Annotated in this window: 1 pseudogene; it reads right to left on the reverse strand. The window is 47.7% G+C overall.

Annotation, left to right across the window (positions count from 1 at the left end):
• Positions 1–581 (reverse strand): annotated as a pseudogene (ligA, locus tag AB4512_RS22440) (NAD-dependent DNA ligase LigA); the annotation flags it as partial.

Raw genomic sequence — 581 nt, forward strand, 5'->3', positions numbered from 1 at the left:
GAATCAAGCTGACGCAGGCTACCTGCGGCGGCATTACGTGGGTTAACAAATACTTTCTCGCCTTTCTTCAACGCCATCTCATTCAACTTATCGAAACCCGCTTTTGGCATAAACACTTCGCCACGAACTTCAATACGCTGCGGCCAGCCTTCACCTTGTAACTTAAGTGGGATAGAGCTGATCGTACGCACGTTTTCAGTGATGTTTTCACCCGTCGCACCGTCACCACGTGTCGCAGCCTGAACTAAAATACCATTCACATAGAGTAGGCTAACTGCAAGGCCATCAAGCTTAGGTTCACAACAGAAAGTCTTGAGGTTAGCGGTTGGCGCTCTATCAGACATTCGCTTATTGAACGCATCCAAATCTTCATCAGAGAAAGCATTGTCCAGAGAAAGCATTGGGATCTCATGAGTCACTTGAGTGAAACCATCGAGAGGCTGACCACCAACACGTTGGCTCGGAGAATCTACCGTCACTAGTTCCGGGTTCTCTTCTTCGATCTTTAGCAATTGCTGCATTAATCGATCGTACTCGACATCAGGGATCTCAGGGCTATCTTCTACGTAATAACGAACGGC

The sequence above is a fragment of the Vibrio sp. 10N.222.52.B7 genome (assembly GCF_041474275.1).
In the GTDB taxonomy this organism is placed as follows: Bacteria; Pseudomonadota; Gammaproteobacteria; order Enterobacterales; family Vibrionaceae; genus Vibrio; species Vibrio crassostreae_C.